General features: G+C 32.8%; 2 protein-coding genes. Both read left to right on the top strand.

Going from position 1 to position 2,531, the window contains the following annotated elements:
* On the top strand, window positions 1–1,009 hold a 1,009-nt coding region (locus DES35_RS11615), incomplete at its 5' end, for a T9SS type A sorting domain-containing protein (protein ID WP_170125751.1).
* A gap of 1 nt (window position 1,010) precedes the next feature.
* A partial coding sequence (locus tag DES35_RS11315; protein ID WP_147269361.1) for a hypothetical protein occupies window positions 1,011–2,531 on the top strand: 1,521 nt, incomplete at its 3' end.

Here is a 2,531-nt window from a genome sequence, read left to right as displayed (position 1 = left end):
ATCTTTTCCGGAAGAAATTGCAGTAGTGTATAAAGACAATTCAAGTGGGCATGATTTGTACTATAGATTGGGAACATTAAGTACAAATTTCGGTCAGGCAAACATGGTTCCTCTTTTCAATGGATTGAGAACCTATAGTGCGAGCAGATTTCATCCTGATATTAATTATATTAAAAATATTTGGACAGGAAAAGAGGAGTTAAATATTGTTGCTGTAGGGGAAGATGCATTTATTCCAGGAAATTTTGCTATTGATGTTTTTATTGAAAATCTTTCACTTCCGATGAGTCCAGTATTTGCAAGCTCTTTTGCTGTTTTTAGCCCTTTTGATAATATTAGACCAAGAATTGATGGTCTTGGATTAGGTGCAGATTTGAATTATTTTGTTGCCTCAGGGATCAATAGCGGAGTGATTCATGGTTATGAAAGTAGTTGGGGAACGATATCTGGCGGTCTTACAGGCGATAATGAAATGCCTGCAATTGCTACAACAGGAGACTATCATGATGTAATATGGAGTACAACACATATATCTGGTAATTTTGATGTAATTGGAAGGGGAGTTTTTTATGCTCCCGTTACTTTTGATGCCTATTTTAAAGAGGTAAATGATGCAGGTTCTATGGGATGGCCTGATAAGTTGTATCCCTCCATTTCAGGAAATTGCGGATTTGATTGGGAATATGCCATGTGCTGGTGGGGAACAGACGATAATATTCATTTTAAAATAGCCAATGCACAGGCCAACCCCCATTACATAGTTCAAAACCCTACGGGATTACCCGAAACTATTTCTAAACAAAGTGCAGAAATTGTGATCGCAAAGGATGAAGTTCTTATTCAAAAAAATGATTATGTTGTCTATAATACTTTAGGACAAAGAATAGGCACCTATGAAGGTTTGAATATAAAGCAGGGTCTTTTGTTGCTTAAGCCTGGCATGTATGTAGTATCCGCAAAAAATAAAGAAACGCAAAAAACAAATACTCAGAAAATCATTGTTTATTAAAATGAAAAGGTATATACTATTTTTTATTGCATTACATTTCTCATTGCCTGGCTTGGCGCAACACCAAGCCAAGCAATGGGTTTTTGGGCAAGGATTGGGTATGGATTTTACTACACCTCAGGTTTCTTATTTTAGCACACCATGGACAGCAGTAATGAATAACAATAATGATCTTAATCAAAGTTCTGTATATTGTGGTAAAGATGGCAAATTAATTATTTATTTTCTTAATGGCAAATATTATGATAAAGATTTTACATTAATTTCTGGAGGAGAAGTTCATAACTATATGCTAAGTACTCACTTGGTTCACAATAATTCAAAACCTTCATTTTTTATTGATGTAGATGAAAATACATTACTTCATTATTATGTATTTGGAGAATTCTATCCGCCTAGATGGACAAATAACCTTAAGATAAGATTAAATAAAATAAAATTATTAAACAATACAGTTATTTCTATTGATTCAGTTGATACGTATGCACCAAATTCTCCAATAAGTAATCTTTATAATTTTCAAAGGCCAATAAATATTAATCCAATACCAATTTTAGATAAAAATATAATTTTACTGCCAAAAGAAGACATTACTCATTTTGCAACATTGGTTTCTATTGATACAACTGGCTTCAACATAATTAATAATCATAACCTTACTACTCAGCAATTTTTACCAAATTTTCATATGGCACCTGATTTATTCCATTTCTATCATCCACTTAATCAAAATATTTATACCTTTGGTAACCTTTTTCAACTGAATCAGTTACCTCACACATTTATTGTAAAAACAAAACATATAAATTCATTTAACTTTGAAAATATATTTCAAAGTCCAAAATATACTATATTTCCTAACAAGTACAATTTAAGATTGGAAAATTTAAAAATAAGTACGACAATTCAGGGAAGGTATGTTTACATTTTTGGAAATCAAACAAATGAACCAAATCAGCCATTAAAAATTCTTCGTGGTGATCTTTTTTCAAAAGATTCCATTGAGTTTTACAATAGTATTTTGGAAATACCTTTACCTCAATATATTCCTGGAATATGGTTATTTGAACACAAATATTTTCTTGATGCACAATCAGCACCTGATGGAAATATATATTTTTCAATTTTTACTCAAAGTCCATCATCAAGTTTTAATAATACTAATAACGATTCTTCAAACAAGTATCTACATAGAATTGTAAACCCCGAAGACAAGGATTCAAATAATATTCAAGTACAAATGAATATTCACACATTTCCCGATTGGAGTTTGTTTGCATCTTTCCCTGGCCTTAGTACAAACCAGCTCATGCCCCCTCCTTTTGAGGTGCTTTCTGCCTGTAGCGATAGCGTTCATTTAGACCTTAATTATAAAAACATCATTGACAGCGTATGGTGGGATTTTGGTGACCCTGTTGGATTAGGCGCTGCTAATAATTCTTCGGTTGTGAGCCCTGTTATCAAGTATCCCAACTATGGCAAGTATTATGTTTCCGTGCAGCTTTGGTTTGATGGCGATACC

This window comes from Schleiferia thermophila (assembly GCF_003337435.1).
GTDB lineage: Bacteria > Bacteroidota > Bacteroidia > Flavobacteriales > Schleiferiaceae > Schleiferia > Schleiferia thermophila.
The sequence above is the reverse complement of the archived record's forward strand: the minus strand, read 5'-3'. Positions and strand labels throughout refer to the sequence as shown.